This window comes from Marinobacter sp., assembly GCF_041686475.1.
GTDB lineage: Bacteria > Pseudomonadota > Gammaproteobacteria > Pseudomonadales > Oleiphilaceae > Marinobacter.
In genome coordinates, this window is sequence record NZ_JAWLDU010000005.1 from 2,043 (window position 1) to 23,992 (window position 21,950).

Consider the following 21,950-nt stretch of genomic DNA (forward strand, 5'->3'; position numbering starts at 1 on the left):
GCTGGAAGAGAGCAAGGCACTACGCAAGGAAATGATGAACACTCGGGCCGAGCTGATTGAAAAAGTGGTCGACAAGGAGCTGTCAGTGGCCGACAAGACAATGTCCTACGCTACCGACACCGTGACCTATTTTTTCTACCTGATTGCCGGTGCCACTTCCATCCTTGTCGTCATCGGCTGGAATTCCATTCGTGACATGCGCAACCAGCTGACAAGCCTGGCCGAAAAGCGGGTCAATGAACTGGTGGTGGAGTACGAGAAGCGCCTGGAATTCATTGAGGATCAACTCCGGCAGAAGTCCGACATCATCCACCAGAACCAGGCGGAGATCGAGCGCACCAACGAAGTGCATTCCCTTTGGCTGAAGGCCAGCCAGGAAACCTCCCAGCAAAACAAGATTTCTGCCTACGATACCATTCTGGACCTTCGCCCGGACGACGTGGAAGCGCTGAGTTATAAAGCAGACGCGGTTCTGGAAATGCAGGAACCGCTCTGGGCAATCAGCCTCTGCCAGCGCGCCCTGAAACTGGCGTCTGATAACGGCCACGCACACTACCAACTGGCCTGCGCCTATGCCGAGATTGGTCGGTGGGACGATGCAGTGGCAACACTGCGGAAGGCGATTAACATTTCCGAGGCGTATAAAGATGACGCCTCAGTGGATCCCAGCTTTGAACAGCTTCGGGATCACGACAGTTTCCGCAAATTGTTTTACCCGGAAGACGAGGAGCAGTCCGACGCCTGATACGACAGACCGGCACGGTCCTTGCTGCATTCCCTGCACGGATGTTCCTGCACGCCGGCCAGGCTTAACTGCTTGACAAGGCAGCATGTGTGGTGTTTGTTTACATCGCTGAGAACATAAGAATAACCCTGAAACAGGACAGACCCAATGAGTACACCAGTCAAGAAACTCGTAACTGCTATTACTGCTTCTATCGCGGTGATGGGCGCAGGCCACGCTGCTGCCGAAATCAAGATCGGCATCGCCGGCCCGATGACCGGTCCCGTCGCCCAGTATGGCGACATGCAGTTCTCCGGTGCCCGCATGGCCATTGAGCGCATCAATGCCGACGGCGGCGTAGACGGTGAGATGCTGGAAGGCGTTGAAGTGGATGATGTCTGCGACCCGAAGCAGGCCGTTACCGTTGCCAACCGAATGGTCAACGATGGCGTTCGCTTTGTAGTCGGCCATCTCTGCTCCAGCTCTACCCAGCCGGCCTCAGATATCTATGAGGATGAAGGCATCCTGATGGTTACACCGGCTTCCACCAGCCCGGACATCACCGAGCGCGGTTACGAGTTGGTGTTCCGCACCATCGGCCTCGACAGCATGCAGGGCCCGGTTGCCGGTAACTACCTCGCCAGCCTCGAGCCCGAGCGCGTTGCTGTTGTTCACGACAAGCAGCAGTATGGCGAAGGCATTGCCACCGCCGTGCGTGACACGCTTGAGGAAGCCGGCGTTGAAATTGCCATGTTCGAAGGCATTACCGCCGGCGACAAGGACTTTTCCTCACTGGTTACCAAGCTCAAGCAGGCTGATGTCGATTATGTCTATTACGGCGGCTACCACCCGGAGCTGGGTCTGATCCTGCGCCAGGCGCGCTCAGCTGACCTGGACGCCACCTTCATGGGCCCGGAAGGCGTTGGTAACAAGGATATCAACACCATTGCCGGCGAAGCCGCGGAAGGCCTGCTGGTTACCCTGCCCCCCAGCTTCGACGAGAAAGAAGAGAACCAGGAACTGGTCCAGGCCTTTGAGGAAAAAGGCGAAGACCCATCCGGGCCCTTCGTACTCACCTCTTATACTGCTGTGCAGCTGATCGCCGAAGGCATTGAAGCTGCAGGCTCCACGGATCCGTTTGATGTTGCCGCAGCACTGCGCGAAGGCAAATTCGAGACGCCAATCGGCACTGTCGAGTACGACAGCAAAGGCGATATGGAGTCGTTCGAGTTTGTTGTCTATGAATGGCATTCAGATGGCAGCAAAACTCCGGTAAACTGAGCCAAAATCGTTAACAAACGGTAATCATGAGGACACCTTCTCACCGCGATCCGGGAGAAGGTGTTTTTCTAGGCTCCTGTTGATCCTGTATTCAGAGCGCCCGGCACCCCGGAGCCATACCTGAATGCAGGGAAGGGGGCAGGCTATCGGAGTCCCACACAGATGCAAGATCTCCTTTATTTTATTCAGCAGCTCATTAACGGGCTGACGATCGGAAGCACCTATGCCCTGATCGCCATTGGTTACACGATGGTTTACGGCATCATTGGCATGATCAACTTCGCCCATGGTGAGATTTACATGATGGGGGCCTACACCGCCCTTATCGCCATTACCGGCCTGGCCGCACTGGGCATCGCCTGGCTGCCACTGGTACTGATCGTGGCCCTGATCTGCGCGATGATTGTCTCCAGCTCCATGGGCTGGGCAGTGGAACGCGTGGCCTATCGGCCGGTCCGAGGCAAACACCGGCTGATTCCGCTGATCTCCGCCATCGGCATGTCCATCTTCCTGCAGAACTATGTCCACCTTGCACAAGGGTCCCGCAACATCGGTTTCCCTGACCTGATCGACGGCGGTTTCCGGTTTGGTGCAGCGGATTCGTTCCAGACTTCCATTTCCTACATGCAGATCACCATTTTCATTACCACTCTGATCTGCATGACGATTCTCTCGCTGTTCATCTCCCGCTCACGCATTGGCCGCGCCTGTCGCGCCGTATCCCAGGATCTGGGCATGGCCAACCTGCTGGGCATCGACACCAACCGCATCATCTCTGCAACGTTCGTGATTGGCGCCGCACTGGCAGCGGTCGCCGGCCTGCTGCTGGGCATGTACTACGGTTCCATCGACCCACTGTTCGGGTTCATCGCGGGGCTGAAGGCATTCACCGCCGCCGTGCTGGGAGGCATAGGCAGCATTCCCGGCGCCATGCTCGGTGGACTGATCCTGGGCGTTGCCGAGAGCATGACCTCTGGTTATCTCAGTGGCGAATATAAGGATGTGGTTTCTTTCGGACTGCTTATTCTGATCCTGCTGTTCAAACCCACCGGCCTGCTTGGCAAACCGGAGGTTGAAAAGATCTGATGGCTGCTCATAACCTGAAACACGCGCTGTTTTGCGCTTTCATCACCCTGATCATTTCCTATCCGATTCTCGGCCTGGACCTGAAAGGCAGAGGCACTTCCGTGGTGCTGGAAGGCGTTAATGTCACCACCAGCATCGGCATCCTGCTGGCGGTCATTATTGTCTTTTTATTCCAGTATTTCCGCGAGACCATCATGAGCTCAATGCGCCAGCTACCGGCAGTGAACCCACTGGCAAACCGCGAGCCCATGGAACAGAGCAAGCGTCTGAAGCTGGAATCCATACTGCTCACCCTGATGGTGATCGGGGCACTGATCTGGCCTTTCATCGCATCCCGTGGTGCCGTCGACCTGGCCACCCTGGTGCTGATCTACATCATGCTGGCGCTGGGACTGAATGTGGTGGTAGGTCTGGCGGGCCTGCTGGACCTGGGTTACGTGGCTTTCTATGCCGTTGGTGCCTATACCTTCGCCCTGCTGTCCCAGTATTACGGCGTCTCATTCTGGTTCGCCCTGCCCATCGGGGCCGGACTTGCGGCCCTGTTCGGGCTGGTGCTCGGCTTCCCGGTGCTGCGATTGCGGGGGGATTACCTGGCTATCGTCACGCTGGGATTCGGCGAGATTATCCGAATCCTGCTCAATAACATGACCAGCCTCACCGGTGGCCCCAACGGTATCGGCGGCATTCCGGACCCCACCCTGTTCGGCATGGAATTCGGCCGCCGGGTGAAGGAGGAAGGCAACACGTCCTTCCACGAAACCTTTGGCATTGCCTACAGCGGCGAGCACAAGGTGATCTTCCTGTACCTGATTGCGCTGGTACTGGCGGTAATCACCGCGATTGCCATTCGCCGGCTGATGCGCATGCCGGTAGGCCGAGCCTGGGAAGCTTTGCGGGAAGATGAAATTGCCGCCAAATCCCTGGGCCTGAGCCGCACCGCTGTTAAGCTTTCCGCGTTCACCATTGGCGCTTTCTTTGCTGGATTTGCGGGCACCGTGTTTGCCTCCAAGCAGGGTTTTATCAGCCCTGAGTCGTTCGTGTTCCTGGAATCAGCCATCATCCTCGCCATTGTGGTGCTCGGTGGCATGGGCTCCCAGATGGGCGTGATTCTGGCAGCTATTGCCGTCACCATCCTGCCGGAGCTGGCACGGGAATTCTCCGATTACCGGATGCTGATTTTCGGTGCTGCCATGGTGCTGATGATGGTCTGGCGCCCACAGGGCCTGATGCCCATGCGACGCATCCATATCGAACTGAAACGGCAGGAGTGACGGGTAATGCTTGAAGTACAGAATCTGTCGATGCGCTTCGGCGGCCTCCTGGCGGTGGATCAGGTGTCGCTGGACGTACAGGAACATGAAATTGTTGCAATTATCGGCCCCAACGGCGCCGGCAAAACCACCGTTTTTAACTGCATGAGCGGCTTTTACAAGCCTACCGGTGGCAAGATCCTGTTTGAGGGACGCGAGATCCAGGGCAAGCCGGATTACAAGATCTCCCGGCTTGGCCTGGTGCGCACCTTCCAGCATGTTCGTCTGTTCAATCGTATGACCGTGGTGGAGAACCTGCTGGTCGCCCAGCACCGTCACCTGAACACCAACCTGCTCTCCGGTATTCTCAAGACACCGAACTATCGCGAAAGAGAACAGAAATCTCTCGACCGTGCCGCTTACTGGCTCGACCGGGTCGGCCTGACCGAGATGGCCAACCGCGACGCCGGCAACCTGGCTTACGGCCAGCAGCGACGCCTGGAAATTGCCCGTTGCATGGTCACCGAGCCCAAGCTGCTGATGCTGGACGAGCCGGCGGCGGGCCTTAACCCGGCCGAGACCAAGGACCTCAACCAGTTGATTATCAGCCTGAAGGAAGACTACAACGTTTCGGTGGTGCTGATTGAGCACGATATGAGCCTGGTGATGGACATCTCCGACCGCATCAATGTGATCAACCAGGGTTGTCCCCTGGCCAGCGGTACGCCGGATGAAATTCGCCGCAACGACGACGTTATCAAAGCCTATCTGGGTGAGGCCTGAGGAATTACCATGCTAGTACTTGAAGATGTCCATACCCATTACGGCAAGATCGAAGCGCTGCACGGCGTGTCTGTTGAAGTCAAAAAGGGGGAGATCGTTTCGCTGATCGGTGCCAACGGTGCCGGCAAAACCACACTGCTGATGACCGTCTGCGGTAATCCCCAGGCCACGTCCGGCCGGGTTATTTTCCAGGGGCGGGATATCACCCGCGACATGACGTCCAATATCATGCGCTCGGGCATTGCCATTGTGCCGGAAGGCAGGCGTGTGTTTTCCGGCCTTACTGTCGAGGAGAACCTCCACATGGGCGGTTTCTTCAACACCAAATCAGAGATCCGCAAAAGCCAGGACCACGTCTATGAACTGTTTCCGCGCCTGAAAGAGCGGGAACACCAGCGTGCCGGCACCATGTCCGGCGGTGAACAGCAGATGCTGGCCATCGGGCGGGCGCTGATGAGCAAACCCAACATGATCATCCTGGACGAGCCCTCTCTGGGCCTGGCGCCACTGGTGATCAAGCAGATTTTCGAGATCATCGGCAAGCTGCGGGAGGAAGGCATAACCGTGTTTCTGGTGGAACAGAACGCCCACCAGGCCCTGAATCTGGCAGACCGCGGCTACGTGCTGGAAACAGGACGCATCCGTTTGCACGATACCGGGAAGAATCTGCTGTCCAATCCGGACGTTCAGAATGCGTATCTGGGGGGTTAACCAGGTGACCTTTGCAACTTGCCTTTCTGATATATGAACTATACTCAGAGTCAACGGTCGACCTGTCTCCACGGGAAATCATTCAGGGCCGTTAGCGCGCCGGCTCCGGAGACCCTCTCAGGCGGATGTGGCGCGTTTGCGACGACAGCTAAATCAAACAAGGAGTGGATAATGAAAAAACTGATCGCAGGTGCATTGCTCATGGGTGCCTCTACCCTCGCATTCGCCCAGCCCGGCTGTGGCGTTGGTGCCATGATCTGGAAAGGACAGTCCGGCATTGCGCCTCACGTTCTGGCAGCAACCACCAACGCCACCTTTGGTAACCAGACTTTCGGCATGACCACCGGCACCCTCGGTTGTCAGACCAACCAGTCTGTTCAGTCCATGGCCATGTACATGGAAAGCAACATCGACAAGGTAGCCCGTGACATGTCCCGCGGCTCTGGTGAGAATCTGGATACCCTGGCTGTACTGCTGGGTGTTGACGAGGCAGACAGGGATTCATTCCGCAAGGTCTTGCAGGATAACTTCGCAACCATCTTCCCCGATTCGGACACCACATCCGGTGAAGCGGTGGATGCTATCGTAGCCCTGCTGGAACAGAATGAATCACTGAGCAAATACGTAACTGCCTGATTATCCAGTCTGGAATGGAATCGTCGCGCCAGGGACGGCGCAACCGCTAACAAGATTTCCACCCGTCTTCTAACCCGGAACTGACTGATCATCCATGCGCACTTCGCTTCGGTTCGCGCTGGCCCTGCTCTGGCTGGCAACAGGTTTTCACGCAAACGCCAATTCACTCCCGGACACTGGCGACCTTCACCAACACCCTGCATGGCTGGCTCTTGTACATTACCAGTCCGACCGCTTCGGTGATGGCTATACCAGCCAGGCGGACGATGACAGCTTTTTTCTCAGCGACCAGGGTAAAACGTCACCGGAAGCAGAGCTCGAAGCCACACTGGAAGCGATCACCCAGCCCGGAAACGGCGACGACCATGCCCGCTGTCGTTTCCCCGCCAGGGACCGCTGGCTGAGACAGCAACTGGACCTGCCACAAGAACCGGCAGACTGTCCTGCCTACGACGAATGGGCCGAAGAGCTGAATACCGAAACCGTAACACTGGTCTTTGCCGCCTCGTACCTGAACAGCCCGTCGTCAATGTTCGGCCACACCTTCCTTCGCCTCGATCCGCCACAGGAAGACGAAGAAACCAACCTGATCCTGGCCAATACCATCTCCTATGCCGCCGACGCCGCCGCTCACGACAGCGAGATTCTGTTTGCCTACAAAGGCATATTCGGTGGCTATCCGGGCATCACCTCCATCCAGCCCTACTACGAAAAAATCCGACTCTATTCCGATATCGAGCATCGGGACCTGTGGGAGTATCAGCTCAACCTGACCCAGCCGGAAGTGGACATGATGCTGGCTCACACCTGGGAGATCCAGGATCGCAACTTCGACTATTATTTCTTCGACGAGAATTGCGCCTACCGGCTGCTGGCCCTGATTGACGTAGCCCGGCCCGGCACCGACCTGCTGGATGAAGTCAGCACCCATGCCATTCCCTCAGATACCGTGCGCTGGGTAGTGGACAGGGGCCTGGTGGAAGAGGTCTATTACCGCCCCTCGGCGGCAACCAGCGTCAGCCACAGCATCGATTCCCTGCCCGGCGATCACCGGACACTCGCCGCCGCCATCGCGAACGGCTACGTGGATGCGGATGACCCGGAAGTAAAGGCATTAAGTGGTGAGCAACGGGCCAGGGTGCTGGATACCACCTATGACTATGTCCGCTACCAGAGCGAGGCAGACGGTTGGCCCCGGGAACATGCTGCCCCTCTGTCCCACGATCTGTTGCGCGAGCGCAGCCAGATCCGCGGCGTAGCCGCAAAGGACGGCGCCCCCGAACCTGCCATCCGTGACGACCAGGGGCACGACACCTTCCGCGCCAGCCTCAGCGGAGGCCGAATCGGCGACCGCAACTTCACGGAACTGACACTGCGCCCGGCCTACCACGACGTACTGGATCCACCCGCCGGTTACCGCACCGGCGCCCAGCTCCAGTTCCTGCGTCTGGATGCACGTTTATACACCGACAATAACGAATTGCAGATTGAGCAACTGACCGGCGTTGAGATCCGCTCGCTCTCGCCCAGGAACCAGTTCTTCTCGCCACTGTCCTGGCAGGTCGGCTTTGGCGGTCGCCGAACAGATACCGAAACCAATCGCGTCTTCACCCCCTACCTGGAAGGTGGCGCAGGCGGCAGCTGGCAACTGGCCAGTGGCACCCAGGCCTTCGCCATCGCCACCGCCGACCTGGAAATCGACGACGACCTGCGCCGGGGATACGACGCGGCCCCGGGTGCCGATCTGGGCATCCTCCATCAGAACAACCGGTTCAGCCTGCTCGGTGGCGTGAAAACCAAAGCCTGGATTGTCAGCAGCCAGCACCGTCAGGACCAGGCGTATCTCGAAGGCAACTGGCACTTCGGACGGGAGCTCAGCCTGTTCGGAAAGTTCAGCCGTGAAGACCACTACGACAGGTACCGCAGCGAATGGCAACTCGGGCTCCACGCGTATTTCTGAGAACACTGGCGGGCATAATGGCCGCACTCGCACTATTGCTGCAGACCGGCTGCAGCAGCGTGTTCTTCTATCCCGACCAGGTCACCTACGTGACCCCGGATCGCCTCAACCTCGAGTATGAAGACGTATTCCTCAACACACCCGATGGCGAAACCCTCCACGGCTGGTGGCTGCCCGCCAAAAACGACCCCAAGGGCACGGTCTACTTCCTCCACGGCAACGCCCAGAACATCAGCAGCCACATCATGAACGTCGCCTGGCTGCCTGAGGAGCGCTACAACGTCTTCATCATTGACTACCGGGGATACGGGCGCTCAACCGGCGCACCGGACATAGAAGGCACCCTGCACGACGCAGAGACCGGTCTCAGGTGGCTGATTGAGCAGACAGATGTCCAGCAACAGCCGTTATTCCTCCTGGGCCAGAGCCTCGGAGGCGCTCTTGGCACCGCTCTGGCCAGCGAGTGGGTCAAACGGGACGAACAACCGCCACTGGACGGCGTGATCCTTGATGGCACCTTCTCCGGATTCCGCGCCATTGCGCGGGAGAAACTGGGCGATTTCTGGCTGACCTGGCCGCTGCAGGTTCCCCTGAGCCTGACCATTACCGATGAATACGAAGCCCATGAACGAATCGGCGACATCAGCCCGGTTCCAGTGATGGTGATCCACAGTGTGCGGGACGGGATTATCCCGTTTCATCATGGGGAGCGGTTGTTTGAGGCGGCGGAGGAGCCGAAGCGGTTTTTACGGACGGATACCGGGCATGGGTCGACATTTGTGATTCCAGGGTATAAGGAAGCGGTTCTGGATTTTATGGCGGGGCAATAAAAAGCCCGCCAGACTCCTGGGAGCGGCGGGCTTTTTGTGGATTACCCCTGCGGCTAATCCGACCTGCGGAAGCAAAAACTTACAGCGCGGAGAGATCCGTGGGCTGTTCGCCTTCCTTTACTTCTTTCATGGACAGTTTTACGCGTCCGCGGTTATCTACATCCAGAACCTTCACCAGCACCTCCTGGCCTTCGCTGAGCTCATCGGTAACGTTCTCGATGCGGCGCTCGGAGATCTGGGAGATGTGTACCAGACCATCCTTGCCGGGCAGGATGTTGACGAAGGCACCGAAGTCCACGATGCGCTCAACGCGGCCGCTGTAGATGGCACCGACTTCGATTTCAGCAGTGATTTCCATCACCCGCTTCATCGCCGCATTGGCTGCATCCTGGTTGTCGGCGTAGATCTTCACGTTGCCATCGTCATCCAGATCGATGGAAGCACCGGTCTCGTCACAGATGGAACGGATGGTGGAACCGCCCTTACCGATCACATCACGGATCTTGTCCGGGTTGATCTTGATGGTGGTGATGCTCGGCGCGCGGCTTGAAAGCTCTTTACGCGGCGCGGAAATCACTTTCGCCATCTCGCCCAGGATGTGCAGACGTGCTGCGTTGGCCTGCTCCAGGGCAATTTCCATGATCTCGTCGGTGATGCCCTGGATCTTGATGTCCATCTGCAGCGCCGTGATACCTTCAGACGTGCCGGCTACCTTGAAGTCCATGTCGCCGAGGTGATCCTCGTCACCCAGGATGTCAGTCAGAACCGCGAACTGGTCGCCTTCCTTGACCAGACCCATGGCGATACCGGCAACCGGCGCCTTGATGGGCACACCCGCGTCCATCAGTGCCAGGCTGGAACCACAGACTGAAGCCATGGAACTGGAACCGTTGGACTCAGTGATCTCGGAAACCGCACGAATGGTGTACGGGAATTCTTCCATGGTGGGCATAACCGCTGCCACACCACGCTTGGCGAGACGGCCGTGGCCGACTTCTCGACGACCCGGTGTACCAACCCGACCGGCTTCACCAACGGAGTACGGAGGGAAGTTGTAGTGGAACAGGAACGGGTCCTTGCGCTCACCTTCGAGGGCATCGATGATCTGCATATCGCGGGCCGTACCCAGCGTGGTAGTCACGATGGCCTGGGTCTCACCACGGGTGAACAGTGCTGAACCGTGCGTGCTGGGCAGAACGCCGACCTCCACTTCGATGGGACGGACAGTCTTGTTGTCGCGACCATCGATGCGTGGCTTGCCGTCGATAACCTGCTTGCGAACGATGGTCTTCTCGACCTTGCCGAAGTACTTCTTGACGTCATCCACGGAAGGCTGGCCTTCCTCTTCGCCCGCCAGTTTCTCAACCAGCGCGGTCTTGATCTCGCCCAGACGCGCGTAACGCTCCATCTTGTCGCGGATGCTGTAGGCCTCCTCGATGGCGCTGGCGGATTCGGCGTTAACAGCATTCAGCAGTTCGGTGTTTTCCGGCTCAGCCTGCCATTCCCAGCGAGGCTTGCCTACTTCAGCGGCAAGTTCCCTGATGGCGGCAATCGCTGTCTGCATTTCCTGGTGACCATAAAGAACCGCACCCAGCATCTGGTCTTCAACCAGGCCCTTGGCTTCCGACTCAACCATCAGAACCGCATCCTCGGTACCGGCAACAACCATGTCCAGCAGGGAAGTTTCCAGCTCTTCAAAGGTCGGGTTCAGGAAATAGCCACGCTCATTGGTGTAGCCTACCCGTGAAGCGCCAATAGGACCGTCAAACGGGATGCCGGAGATAGCCAATGCGGCGGAAGCCGCCAGCATGGCAGCGATGTCCGGATCCTGATTCTTGCTGGATGACATCACCGTAGTGATCACCTGGGTTTCGTTCATGAAGCCCTTGGGGAACAGCGGACGAATCGGACGGTCGATCAGGCGCGAGGTCAGCGTCTCTTTCTCGGAAGGACGGCCTTCACGCTTGAAGAAACCACCGGGAATTTTGCCGACAGCGTAGGTCTTCTCGAAGTAGTTAACGGTCAGTGGGAAGAACGGTTGGCCCGGCTTGGCTTCTTTGGCAGCCACCACGGTACCCAGTACCGAGATGTCCTCAACGGTAACCAGCACGGAACCGGTGGCCTGACGGGCAATACGGCCGGTTTCGATAGTGACGGATTTGCCGCCGAGTTCGAACGATTTTTTTACGGGATTAAGATCCACGGTAACTCCTGAATTCATCATTTCAAATTGACTCAGACAATCCGCCCCTGCGAATTGTCCGTTTAACTGCACGAGGCCTGAACCGATGAACCGAAGAGCAACCCGTCTGAAAGCTAACAGGCTGTTGTAAAACCCCGGGCCGGAAATCACTGCTTCTGAGGCCGGGCTTTTCAACAACCTGCTATCAATTTCGGCTTTCCAATACGACAGGGAGTACCTTCAGAGTTCACTGACAGACTCAATGCAGAAAAAAAGCACAACCGACGGGGCAGATGCCCCGCCGGCCGTTAAGAACAACCGGACTAGCGACGCAGATTCAGACGCTGGATCAGTTCCAGGTAGCGGTCTGCGTTTTTACGCTTCAGATAATCCAGCAGCTTGCGGCGCTGGTTTACCATCCGGATCAGACCACGGCGGGAATGGTGATCCTGCTTGTTGGTCTTGAAGTGACCCTGCAGCTTGTTGATGTTGTGGCTCAACAGTGCAACCTGAACTTCAGGAGAACCGGTATCACCTTCACCCTGCTGAAAATCCTTAACGATCTGTGCTTTCTCATTGGCAGAAAGTGCCATAACTCACCTCATTGTCGCGATGCTATTGAATTCGGCCGAACCACGCATCTCTACAGCCCGGCTAATCAGCCACAACCATTACAGAACGGTTGTCAGCTACTCTTCACCAGTCGACGAGGCACCAGTTTGGTAGCCTCATCGTCCGGGAATCCTTCTGCCAGCCCGACGAAGCGTCCGTTGCCATAGAGGCGAACATACCCTTCGACGGGCTGGCCAGATATTCTAACTGGTTGTCCGTTCAATATCGACACCAGCGCACTGCCTGCCAGCTCCTGCTCCGGGAACATGGATAGCGCGGCATCCGGGGCCACCAACAGGCCATCAAGACTCTCGCCCTGCTCCCGCATGGACTCCAGAGTGCTTACCTGGACGGCATCCGCCAGTGTGAAGCCCGAAGCCATGGTGCGACGCAGAGCCGTTACGTGGGCACCACAACCAAGCGCTTCGCCGATGTCCTCCACCAGCGAACGGATGTAAGTGCCTTTGGTGCAACTCACCGCAATGTCGATCTCGGCTTCCCGAACTTCCAGCAGTTTCAGTTCGTATAGGGTAACCGGACGGGACGGGCGCTCCACTTCTATGCCTTCCCGTGCATACTCGTACAGGGGACGGCCCTTGTGCTTGAGCGCAGAATACATGGAGGGAACCTGCTGGATAGCACCGCGGAACTGATCCAGAACCGGTTCCAGGGCTGCAGCATCCAGCTCCGCAGGCACCGGCTTTTCAGCAACCACTGCCCCTTCACTGTCACCGGTTTCCGTACGGACTCCCAGGCGCGCGGTAGCGATGTAGGCCTTGTCGCTGTCCAGCATCATCTGGGAAAACTTGGTGGCTTCACCAAAACACAGCGGCAGAACCCCGGTGGCAAGTGGGTCAAGAGCTCCGGTATGGCCGGCCTTGGCCGCACCATAAAGCCGCTTGACCTGCTGCAGAATGCCATTGGACGTAATATCCATGGGCTTGTCGATGACCAGGATGCCGTTTACATCACGGCCTTTGCGGCGTCGACTCAAACGTCTCGCTCCGGGTCATTGGTGGAACCGTCAGCGCCAGGGTCTTCATCACTGTTAACCGCCGGTTTGTCACCAACGGCCTCGCGAATCAGGTTGTCCATATGGCGGCTATGCCCGAGCAGCGTATCGAAGTGAAAACGCAGCTGGGGCGTAACCCGGAGCTTCATGGCACGGCCAATCTGGCCACGCAGAAAGCCGGAAGCCTTGTTCAGTACCGCCAGGGAATCCCGCACCTGCGGCGATTCCTCGGTCAACTCCTCGGTGGTAAGCAGGGACACGTAAATGTCCGCATAGCCCAGGTCACGGCTTACCTTGACGGCATTGACCGTGACCATGCCCACCCGCGGGTCTTTGATCTCCCGCTGGATGAGCTGGGCCAGCTCGCGCTGCATCTGATCGCCGATGCGATCAATCCGGCTGAACTCTCTTGGCATCAGGCCCCCGTAGACTCAAGCTTGCGCTCAACCCGGACGCGATCAAATACTTCGATCTGGTCGCCGACTTTCACGTCGTAACCCTTGACGCCGATACCACACTCCATGCCGTTGCGGACTTCCGGTACGTCATCCTTGAAGCGACGCAGGGATTCCAGCTCGCCCTCGAAGATCACCACGTTGTCCCGCAGAACACGGATCGGCTTGTTGCGGTACACCGTACCCTCGATCACCATACAGCCGGCAACCTGGCCGAACTTCGGTGAACGGAACACGTCACGCACTTCGGCAATGCCCACGATATCCTCGCGGAATTCCGGAGCCAGCATGCCGGTCAGTGCTGCCTTCACATCATCGATCAGGTTGTAGATGATGCTGTAGTAACGCAGATCCAGACCTTCCTGCTCCACCAGTCGCTTCGCGGCTGTGTCGGCACGGACATTGAAGCCGAAGATGACCGCGTTGGTCGCCATGGCCAGACTCACATCTGTTTCAGCAATACCACCGACACCGGAAGACACGATCTTGACCTGGACTTCGTCGTTGCCCAGATCCTTCAACGACTTGGTAATCGCTTCCAGGGAACCACGAACATCGGTCTTGAGGACAACGTTGAGGGTTTTGACCTCGTCCTTGCCCATATTCTCGAACAGGTTTTCAAGCTTGGCAGCCTGCTGCCTGTGCAAACGCTGCTCGCGCTCGCGGGACTGGCGGAATTCCGCCAGTTCCTTGGCCTTCTTCTCGTCAGCCACGGCAAAGAACTCGTCACCGGCGTTCGGCGTGCCGTTCAAGCCGAGGATTTCCACAGGAATGGAGGGCCCGGCTTGCTTGACCTGCTTGCCGGCTTCGTCGGTCATGGCGCGAACCTTGCCAAAGAAACCACCGGCGACAACCATCTCGCCCTGGCGCAGCGTGCCGTTCTGGACCAGCACAGTGGCTACCGAGCCACGGCCCCGTTCCAGGCTGGATTCGACAACCACACCCTTGGCCGGTGCGTCCACCGATGCCTCAAGCTCGAGAATTTCTGCCTGCAGCAACAACGCCTCAATCAGATTGTCTATGCCCTCGCCGGTGTGAGCCGATACCGGAATGAACTGAACGTCGCCGCCGTATTCTTCCGGAATCACTTCCATACCAGCCAACTCGCCCTTGATCTTCTCGGGGTCAGCACCTTCCTTATCCATCTTGTTGACAGCGACAACAATCGGGACGCCAGCGGAACGTGCGTGCTCCACCGCCTCCTTGGTCTGGGGCATCACGCCGTCATCGGCTGCCACTACCAGGATAACGATGTCGGTACACTGGGCGCCGCGTGCACGCATCGCGGTAAAGGCTGCGTGGCCCGGGGTATCCAGGAACGACACCATGCCGTGATCGGTTTCCACGTGATAGGCACCGATGTGCTGGGTGATACCACCAGACTCGCCGGAAGCTACCTTGGTGCGACGGATGTAATCCAGCAGCGAAGTCTTACCATGGTCTACGTGACCCATCACGCTGACCACAGGTGCACGCTTGGTTTTTTCCTTGCCCTCGAAGGCAAACTCGCTCAGTACGTCTTCCTCGAAAGCATCCTCGCTGACGGTATTGGCCTTGTGGCCAAGCTCTTCGGTCACCAGCACGGCAGTTTCCTGATCAAGAGCCTGGTTGATGGTCGCCATTACCCCCATGCCCATCAGTTTCTTGATAACATCGGCTGACTTAACGGCCATCCGCTGGGCAAGTTCACCCACCGTGATGGTCTCGGGAATATCGACTTCTCTTACCATTGGCTTGGTCGGCCTCTCGAAAGCGTGACGCTTCTCTTTGGGTTTCTTCTTCGCGCGAAGTGGCTTGCGCAGCGTGGTGTCTTCTTCCTCTTCATTGATAATCAGAGGTTCTTCCACCGGACGGTTACGAGGCCCGCGATGACCTGCGGACTTCTTCTTGGGCTTGCCGTCATCCGGCTCATCACCGCGCTCGCGAGCTTTCTCTTTCTTTTTCTTCGGCTTACGATCCTTGCCCTCGCCCTCTTCGGGCGGCGGGATCGGCATGTCTTCCGGCGCGGGAACCGGTGACGGTTCCGGCTCGGCGGCTACCTCCGGCTTTTCTTCCTCGGCCGGCTTTTCTTCGCCTGCCGGTTTTTCTTCAGCGGCAGGCGCTTCCTGCTGCGCCTCGGAAACCGGCGTTTCCGGCTTCGGCGCTTCGGCAGGCTGAGCCTGCTCAGCGGCTACCGCAGGTGTTTCTTCCGGTGCCTCGGCGGCCTGCTCTGGGGCCTCTTCCTGCCTGGCGGCTTCCGGCTCCAGCTCGGCGCGCTTGATATACGTGCGGCGCTTGCGAACCTCAACATTGACCGTTTTCGCACGGCCCGCTTTCAGCGTGGTTGTTGTCTTGCGCTTGAGAGTGATCTTCTTCGGTTCCGCTTCACTCTCACCGTGATTCTTTCTCAGATAGGTCAGCAACTGTTGCTTCTCATCGCTGGTGACAGAATCCTCTTCGGAGCGGGCTTTCAGGCCAGCCTCCACGATCTGTCGCAGCAAACGATCCACGGGAGCGCCTACATCTGCGGCCAGTTGTTTTACCGTTACATCAGCCATACTGGTCCTCCTCCCGATTAAGCCTGGTCTTCAAACCAGGGGGCGCGTGCAGCCATAATCAACTGGCCGGCACGCTCTTCTTCCATACCTTCAATGTCGAGCAGATCATCAACTGACTGCTCGGCAAGATCTTCCATGGTACGGATACCCATGCCGGCCAGCTTGAATGCCAGGCCGCGGTCCATACCGTCCATTGCGAGAAGATCTTCTGCGGGCTCCGCGCCCTCAAGCGCCTCTTCACTGGCCAGGGCCTGGTTCAACAGGGCATCCTTGGCACGGCGACGCAATTCCGTGACGGTCTCTTCGTCGAAGCCTTCGATAGCGAGCATCTCCTCCATAGGGATGTACGCCACCTCCTCGATGGAGGTAAATCCTTCCTCGATGAGTACTCCGGCAAATTCCTCGTCCACGTCCAGGTTGCCGGTAAAGTGCTCCAGCAAACTGTTGTATTCCTGTTCCTGACGCTGACCGGCTTCTTCCTCGGTCATCACGTTCAGTGTCCAGCCGGTCAGTTCGGTTGCCAGGCGCACGTTCTGCCCGTTGCGGCCGATAGCCTGCGCCAGATTATCCTCGGCGACTGCCACTTCCATGGTGTGACGATCTTCATCCATCACGATGGAAGCCACTTCCGCAGGCGCCATGGCATTAATGACCAGCTGCGCGGGGTTGTCGTCCCAGAGCACGATATCAACGCGCTCGCCACCCAGCTCATTGGATACCGCCTGCACGCGTGAACCGCGCATGCCGACACAGGCACCCACCGGATCAATGCGGCGGTCATTGGTCTTGACAGCGATCTTGGCGCGGGAACCAGGGTCCCTGGCGGCTCCGCGGATCTCAATCAGCTCCTCGGCAATTTCCGGAACCTCGATACGGAACAGCTCAATCAGCATCTGCGGATCGGTACGGCTCAGAATCAGTTGCGGACCGCGGTGATCGGTGCGGATTTCCTGCAGCAGCGAACGAACCCGGTCACCCATGCGGAATGTCTCGCGGGGGATCAGATGTTCACGGGGCAGCAGGGCTTCGGCATTGGCGCCAAGATCCACGATGACGTTGTCCCGGGTCACTTTCTTTACGGTGCCGGATACCAGCTCACCTACCCGGTCACGATAGCTGTCGACAATCTTGGTGCGCTCGGCTTCACGAACCTTCTGGAAAATAATCTGCTTGGCCGCCTGGGCGCCGATGCGCCCGAAGGAAACAGACTCTACTTTCTCCTCATGGATGTCGCCCGGCCGCAGATTCTCGTCAATTTCCTCGGCTTCCTGCATGGTCAGCTCGGTACCAAGCGCAGGGACGGCATCATTATCAACCACCAGCCAGCGGCGGAAAGTTTCATATTCGCCGGTGCGGCGATCGATGGAAACACGGATATCCGCTTCCTCGTCGTCGTAACGTTTCTTGGCAGCGGTGGCGAGTGCCAGCTCGATTGCTTCAAAGATCACGTCCTTCTCGACACCTTTTTCGTTCGAGACGGATTCAACCACCAGCAAGATCTCTTTACTCATTGGATTGCCCTGCCCTTAAAATAAACTTTGCGTCCACTGACTTATTCAAATACTGGAACGATGTTGGCTTTCTCGATGCTATCGAATGGCAGCAGATACTCATGGTCATCAACAACCACGACAACGTCCTCGCCTTCAACACCCTTGATCAGGCCCTGAAACTTGCGACGCCCCTCGAATGCCATGCGCAATTTGATCTGGACCTGATGGCCGGCGAATGCCTCATACTGCTCCAGTCGGAACAACGGCCGATCCATGCCCGGAGACGAAACCTCCAGGGTATATTCTGTCTGGATGGGGTCTTCCACATCCATCACGCCGCTCGCCTGGCGACTGACTTTTTCACAGTCTTCAATGCCGATACCGTTCTCGGCATCGTCAATAAAAATTCTCAACAGGGAATGGTGTCCCTGAGACCGAAATTCAATGCCCCAGAATTCGTAGCCCAAGCCTTCCACGATCGGCCTGAGTATTTCTTCCAGCTGCTTCAACTTGGCTGACAAGGTTATTCTGTCTCCATTACGCGTTTTTTCCGACCCCAAAAACAAAAAAAGGGCTGTTGATCAGCCCTTTTTATGCACCAGGGCCTGATGCGCCAGGCCCCTTAATCAAAAAGCCCCTAAAAAGTGGGGCTCTTTGTTGCAAGAACTCGCAGAGGATAACCACAAACTGAAAACTCCCCTGCAGACAGACACCTGGCCTGTCTGGAACCGGCGAGGCAATCAGTGCCCGGAGCCCGCTCCAACATTCGCCGGAGTATAGAGACGCCGGCCTTACTGGTCAAGGACTGACCAAAAAAAACGGCCTGGTAATTCCAAGCCGCTTTTCTTCTATATGGTGCCCGGGGCCGGACTCGAACCGGCACGGCTTTCGCCACTACCCCCTCAAGATAGCGTGTCTACCAGTTTCACCACCCGGGCAACACTCTTACTCGAGCTCGGGGAGCTCATTGTCATCCCCGCGCCCGGCTTCGCCTTCTGCTGCCTCACCTTCAGCCTGCCCGGCGTCCGAGCGGGATTCCTGCACCACAGGAATGCCTGCCTCGCCTGCCACTTCGGCACGGTTCTTGGCAAATACAGCCAGCGAAAAACTTGTTACAAAGAATACGACGGCAAGCAGCGTCGTTGCGCGAACCAGGAAACTGGAACTGCCTTCGCTGCCGAATACTGTCTGGGATGCACCGCCACCAAAAGCAGCGCCAGCATTTGCACCCTTACCATGCTGGATAAGCACCAGACCCACCAGTGCCACCGCGATGACCACGTGGAGAACGACAACCAGTGTTTCGACCCAATCCATAATGTCTCTCTAATGACTCGTGCTAATGGCTTTAGCGAATCTTTACCTTTCAGGATTTGCCCGGCATGGCCTGGCAAATACTCACAAAATCTTTTGCACTTAGCGATGCGCCGCCAATCAGCCCACCGTCGACATCCGGCTGAGCAAAAAGTGCGGCAGCATTATCCGCTTTTACACTGCCGCCGTAAAGTAGGGATATTTCCTCTGACGGAGCCCCGAAGGCCGCCAATACGGCACGAATAGCGGCATGCATTGCCTGGGCATCTTCTGCGGTGGCGGTTTTACCGGTTCCTATGGCCCAGACTGGCTCATAGGCAATTACAACCTGTTGCCACTGCCCGGCACTCACTTCCGAAACAGCCTTGCGAACCTGAGACGAAACGACATCCTCGGCCTTGCCCGCCTCACGCTCCTCCAGAGTCTCACCGACACAAATAATCGCGTCCAGCCCTGAAGCCAATACCTTGCCAACCTTGACCGCCACCTGCTCGTCGGTTTCACCGAACAACTGCCTGCGTTCAGAATGACCTACCAGCGCACATGCGCTTCCGCTGTCCCTGGCCATTACCGCGGAAATTTCACCGGTGTAGGCGCCTGAATCCCAGCAGGCAACATTCTGGACACCAACGGCGATTTCCCCATCGGCCCGCCGAACAACATCGCCGACAAACAGGGCAGGAGGAATAATAACAATCTCCACACCATTGCCAGGCGATGCCAGCTCTGACCGGACTTGGCCAACCAGCCTGTCCACAAGGTCTTTCGACCCGTTCATTTTCCAGTTTCCGGCGACGATCTTACGGCGCATAAAAAACCCCTGATTCAAGGGAGGGCGAACTATACAGCAGTCTTTTACAGCAGACAACTGCCGCCAGACACAAAATCATGACCGGGAATTCTCCACAACAACAGCAAGTTCCTCGGCAATCCTGACAATTTCCGACTCATCCTGCCCTTCCGTCATGACCCGTATCAGGGGCTCGGTACCCGAGGCCCGCAGCAGCACCCGGCCACCACCGCCAAGCCTGGCTTCGGCTGACGCAACCGCGCTGACAATATCCTCACGCCCAAGGGGATCAAAGCGCTTGTCGACCCTTACATTGATCATCTTCTGAGGCAGCTTGCTCATACCTCTCCGCAGGTCCGCCAGCGAACTGCCTGAACGACTGATAGCCAGGAGTACCTGCAAGGCAGACACGATAGCATCACCCGTGCTGGTGCAGTCGCGGATCACCATGTGACCGGATCCTTCGCCACCCAGAAGCCACCCCCTTTCGATCAGCCTTTCCGTGACGTAACGATCGCCGACTTTGGCGCGCTCGAAATCGATACCCTGCTCCCTGAGAGCCAGTTCGACACCCAGATTGGTCATCAGCGTGCCAACGACGCCACCCTTGAGCGTACCGGCAGCGTGACGCTGGGTCGCAATCACGTACAGTAGCTCATCACCATCGACCTCCGAGCCGTCGGCATCCACCATCAATACCCGGTCACCGTCACCATCAAAGGCGATCCCCAGATCTGCCTGTTTTTCCAGGACGGCCTTACTCAGGGTATCCAGATACGTCGACCCGACCTTGAGATTAATGTTCAGACCGTCCGGGTCACCGCCAACCACCGAAATCTTCGCACCCAACTCACGGAAAACTTTGGGAGCCACGTGATAGGTCGCGCCATGGGCACAATCCAGAACAATGTGCAGTCCATCCAGGGAAAACTCATTGGGCACCGTGCTTTTACAAAACTCCACATAGCGCCCCGGGGCATCATCCACCCGGAAGGCCTTGCCCAACTCCTTGGCATCGCAAACCTCAATGGGCCGATCCAGCCAGCGCTCGATCTCTGACTCCAGTGCATCGTCCAGCTTGGTCCCTTCGGGTGAAAAAAACTTGATGCCGTTGTCGTGGTGCGGGTTATGGGAAGCACTGATCACAATCCCCGCGGAAGCCCGGAATGTGCGGGTCAGGTAGGCGATAGCGGGCGTGGGCATTGGGCCCAGCAGCTTTACATCCACCCCTGCCGCTGACAGGCCCGACTCGAGGGCTGACTCAAACATATAACCCGACAGACGGGTGTCCTTACCGATCAGCACACTGTTGCGCTGGCCTGCACGTTTGAACGCCTGTCCCGCTGCCCAGCCCAGATGCAGCATGAATTCCGGCGTGATCGGGTACTCGCCTACCCGGCCCCGGATGCCATCCGTGCCGAAGTATTTTCTGTCACTCATCGCCCAGCTTCCTCCATTGCCATTACTACTTTAACGGCATCTACTGTTTCCCTGACATCGTGGACACGAATAATCGACGCGCCCTTCATTGCAGATATTGTCGCGGCAGCGAGGCTCGCGGGCAAGCGCTCGCTGACCTCACGGCCGGTAATATGGCCCAGCATACTCTTGCGGGAAATGCCCACCAGAACCGGATGCCCCAGTAATTGTAACTGCTCCAGCGAAGCCAGTAACTGCAAATTATGCCGGGCTGATTTGCCGAAGCCAAAGCCCGGATCCAAGAGGATATTTTCCGGGCGAACCCCGGCCTTTTCAATGATCCGCATGCGCTCGGTCAGGAACGAACTGACTTCCCGCCGGACATTGCGATAGCGAGGATCGTTCTGCATGGTATCCGGCTCACCCTGAATATGCATCACACATACCGGAATATCTGCCCTTGCGGCTTCCTCGGGCGCCCCATTCCGTTGCAGTGCCCTGACGTCGTTGATCATACCAGCGCCGAGCTTTGTCACCTCAGCCATTACCTGCGGTGAGCTGGTATCCACCGACACAATAACGTCCAGTTCCCGTGTAATGGCTTCTACCACAGGGCAAACCCGCTCCAACTCTTGTTCGACAGCCACAGGGGTTGCACCCGGCCGCGTGGACTCTCCGCCGACATCGATAAAGACCGCGCCATCCGCGGCCATTTCACGGGCCTGGGCAAGAGCCGCATCCACCTGATTGAAGCGACCGCCATCGGAAAAGGAATCCGGCGTGACATTGAGTATGCCCATCACGTGGCAGTCAGACATATCCAGCATTCGGCCAGCGAAGTTCATTTGCATAAGCGACCTTCAATGCAACCTGCA

General features: G+C 57.6%; 20 protein-coding genes and 1 tRNA gene. 9 read left to right on the forward strand and 12 right to left on the reverse strand.

What is annotated here, in order from left to right; all coding sequences use genetic code 11:
• The 9 genes from ACESMB_RS02215 to ACESMB_RS02255 all read left to right on the forward strand — a co-directional run.
• Positions 1 to 745: TPR end-of-group domain-containing protein (locus tag ACESMB_RS02215; protein ID WP_372970823.1), on the forward strand; the 745-nt coding region annotated here is incomplete at its 5' end.
• Positions 746 to 892: 147 nt separating this feature from the next.
• Positions 893 to 2,005 carry a branched-chain amino acid ABC transporter substrate-binding protein gene (locus tag ACESMB_RS02220; protein ID WP_372926466.1) on the forward strand — a complete coding sequence of 371 codons (1,113 nt, stop codon included), beginning with the start codon at positions 893 to 895 and terminating at the stop codon, positions 2,003 to 2,005.
• 162 nt (positions 2,006 to 2,167) lie between these two features.
• Entirely contained in the window at positions 2,168 to 3,091 is a 924-nt protein-coding gene (livH, locus tag ACESMB_RS02225) for a high-affinity branched-chain amino acid ABC transporter permease LivH (protein ID WP_372926465.1), read from the forward strand.
• Complete coding sequence (locus ACESMB_RS02230; protein WP_372970824.1) at positions 3,091 to 4,362, forward strand: high-affinity branched-chain amino acid ABC transporter permease LivM; 1,272 nt, start codon at positions 3,091 to 3,093, stop codon at positions 4,360 to 4,362. The genes livH and ACESMB_RS02230 overlap by 1 nt, the downstream gene beginning before the upstream one ends.
• Positions 4,363 to 4,368: 6 nt before the next feature.
• Positions 4,369 to 5,124, forward strand: a complete 756-nt coding sequence (gene livG, locus ACESMB_RS02235; RefSeq protein ID WP_372926463.1) for a high-affinity branched-chain amino acid ABC transporter ATP-binding protein LivG — start codon at positions 4,369 to 4,371, stop codon at positions 5,122 to 5,124.
• A 9-nt stretch (positions 5,125 to 5,133) separates the two neighbouring features.
• Positions 5,134 to 5,835: an ABC transporter ATP-binding protein gene (locus ACESMB_RS02240; protein WP_372926462.1), complete on the forward strand. Its 702-nt coding sequence runs from the start codon at positions 5,134 to 5,136 to the stop codon at positions 5,833 to 5,835.
• A 171-nt stretch (positions 5,836 to 6,006) separates the two neighbouring features.
• Entirely contained in the window at positions 6,007 to 6,471 is a 465-nt protein-coding gene (locus tag ACESMB_RS02245; RefSeq protein WP_372970825.1) for a DUF3015 domain-containing protein, read from the forward strand.
• A gap of 94 nt (positions 6,472 to 6,565) precedes the next feature.
• Positions 6,566 to 8,431 carry a DUF4105 domain-containing protein gene (locus ACESMB_RS02250; RefSeq protein ID WP_372970826.1) on the forward strand — a complete coding sequence of 622 codons (1,866 nt, stop codon included), beginning with the start codon at positions 6,566 to 6,568 and terminating at the stop codon, positions 8,429 to 8,431.
• Complete coding sequence (locus tag ACESMB_RS02255) at positions 8,401 to 9,261, forward strand: alpha/beta hydrolase (protein ID WP_372926459.1); 861 nt, start codon at positions 8,401 to 8,403, stop codon at positions 9,259 to 9,261. Before ACESMB_RS02250 ends, ACESMB_RS02255 begins: the two co-directional genes overlap by 31 nt.
• Positions 9,262 to 9,340: 79 nt before the next feature.
• Here the strand turns inward: ACESMB_RS02255 and pnp are convergent, their stop codons facing one another.
• The 12 genes from pnp to folP all read right to left on the reverse strand — a co-directional run bounded on the left by pnp (position 9,341) and on the right by folP (position 21,926).
• Positions 9,341 to 11,464, reverse strand: coding sequence for a polyribonucleotide nucleotidyltransferase (pnp, locus tag ACESMB_RS02260; protein ID WP_372926458.1), 2,124 nt, complete (start codon positions 11,462 to 11,464; stop codon positions 9,341 to 9,343).
• A gap of 302 nt (positions 11,465 to 11,766) precedes the next feature.
• Positions 11,767 to 12,036 (reverse strand): 30S ribosomal protein S15, encoded by a 270-nt coding sequence (gene rpsO, locus ACESMB_RS02265; protein ID WP_372926457.1) that lies wholly within the window; start codon positions 12,034 to 12,036, stop codon positions 11,767 to 11,769.
• 92 nt (positions 12,037 to 12,128) lie between these two features.
• Positions 12,129 to 13,049 carry a tRNA pseudouridine(55) synthase TruB gene (gene truB / locus ACESMB_RS02270; protein WP_372926456.1) on the reverse strand — a complete coding sequence of 307 codons (921 nt, stop codon included), beginning with the start codon at positions 13,047 to 13,049 and terminating at the stop codon, positions 12,129 to 12,131.
• Positions 13,046 to 13,483, reverse strand: coding sequence for a 30S ribosome-binding factor RbfA (gene rbfA, locus ACESMB_RS02275; RefSeq protein ID WP_372926455.1), 438 nt, complete (start codon positions 13,481 to 13,483; stop codon positions 13,046 to 13,048). The genes truB and rbfA overlap by 4 nt, the downstream gene beginning before the upstream one ends.
• A complete protein-coding gene (gene infB, locus ACESMB_RS02280) occupies positions 13,483 to 16,059 on the reverse strand; it encodes a translation initiation factor IF-2 (protein ID WP_372970827.1) in 2,577 nt (858 codons plus the stop codon). The genes rbfA and infB overlap by 1 nt, the downstream gene beginning before the upstream one ends.
• A gap of 17 nt (positions 16,060 to 16,076) precedes the next feature.
• A complete protein-coding gene (gene nusA, locus ACESMB_RS02285) occupies positions 16,077 to 17,570 on the reverse strand; it encodes a transcription termination factor NusA (protein ID WP_372926453.1) in 1,494 nt (497 codons plus the stop codon).
• Between the two features lie 41 nt (positions 17,571 to 17,611).
• Positions 17,612 to 18,073 (reverse strand): ribosome maturation factor RimP, encoded by a 462-nt coding sequence (gene rimP, locus ACESMB_RS02290; RefSeq protein WP_285390729.1) that lies wholly within the window; start codon positions 18,071 to 18,073, stop codon positions 17,612 to 17,614.
• Between the two features lie 332 nt (positions 18,074 to 18,405).
• Positions 18,406 to 18,490 (reverse strand) — tRNA-Leu (locus tag ACESMB_RS02295).
• Between the two features lie 7 nt (positions 18,491 to 18,497).
• A complete protein-coding gene (secG, locus tag ACESMB_RS02300) occupies positions 18,498 to 18,869 on the reverse strand; it encodes a preprotein translocase subunit SecG (protein ID WP_372926452.1) in 372 nt (123 codons plus the stop codon).
• A gap of 49 nt (positions 18,870 to 18,918) precedes the next feature.
• Complete coding sequence (tpiA, locus tag ACESMB_RS02305) at positions 18,919 to 19,677, reverse strand: triose-phosphate isomerase (protein ID WP_372926451.1); 759 nt, start codon at positions 19,675 to 19,677, stop codon at positions 18,919 to 18,921.
• Positions 19,678 to 19,752: 75 nt separating this feature from the next.
• Entirely contained in the window at positions 19,753 to 21,096 is a 1,344-nt protein-coding gene (gene glmM / locus ACESMB_RS02310) for a phosphoglucosamine mutase (protein ID WP_372926450.1), read from the reverse strand.
• On the reverse strand, positions 21,093 to 21,926 hold the full coding sequence (gene folP / locus ACESMB_RS02315) for a dihydropteroate synthase (protein ID WP_372970828.1): 834 nt from the start codon (positions 21,924 to 21,926) through the stop codon (positions 21,093 to 21,095). Before folP ends, glmM begins: the two co-directional genes overlap by 4 nt.
• Between the last annotated feature and the right edge of the window lie 24 nt (positions 21,927 to 21,950).